General features: G+C 57.9%; 1 protein-coding gene. It reads left to right on the top strand.

The annotated features are described in order from the left end of the window. Positions 1-72: 72 nt before the first annotated feature. The coding region (locus ACR0E6_RS22125) for a branched-chain amino acid ABC transporter permease (RefSeq protein WP_480587407.1) at positions 73-774 on the top strand (702 nt) is incomplete at its 3' end.

The following is a 774-nucleotide window of genomic DNA, read 5'->3' as shown; positions in this document are numbered from 1 at the left end:
TACGCCAAGGGCTCAAACCAATTGGACGCCGCGGCCCGGAACCGGGCGCAGGAAGAATGGGGAAAGTAAGATATGTTCTATCGTGAGGCCGGGGATTTCAAAACCTCGTACATTGCTGACAGCCAGACTTTCCCGATCAAGTTTGACCGGTATCGCTACTATGTCGTGCTGGCGGTAGCGTTCGGGATCATTCCCTTCATCATCAACGATTATTGGGCCAACGCGCTGCTGCTGCCATTCCTGATCTACGCCATCGCGGCGATCGGGCTGAACATCCTTGTGGGTTATTGCGGGCAGGTCTCGTTGGGGACCGGAGGGTTCATGGCTGTGGGGGCCTATGCCTGCTACAAGCTGATGACTGCTTTCCCCGATGTCAGCATGTTCATCCACGTGATCCTTGCCGGAGGCATCACGGCCTTTGTGGGCGTGTTGTTCGGCCTGCCGAGCCTTCGGATCAAGGGGTTCTATCTGGCCGTGGCGACGTTGGCGGCGCAGTTCTTCCTTGTGTGGCTGTTTAACCGGGTGCCGTGGTTTTACAACTATTCGGCTTCGGGTCAGATCAACGCGCCGGAACGGGATGTGTTTGGTATCATCATCACCGGCCCGAATGCTCCGGCTTGGGCGACCTATCTGTTCTGCCTGATCTTCCTGACCGTCTGCGCCATCCTTGCACGCAATCTGACGCGGGGCACCACGGGTCGGACCTGGATGGCGATCCGCGACATGGATATCGCTGCCGAGATCAACGGCGTGATCCCCCTCAAGGCCAAATTG

The organism is Ruegeria sp. AP12 (assembly GCF_056540025.1).
This window is presented reverse-complemented; position numbering and strand designations above follow the sequence as displayed.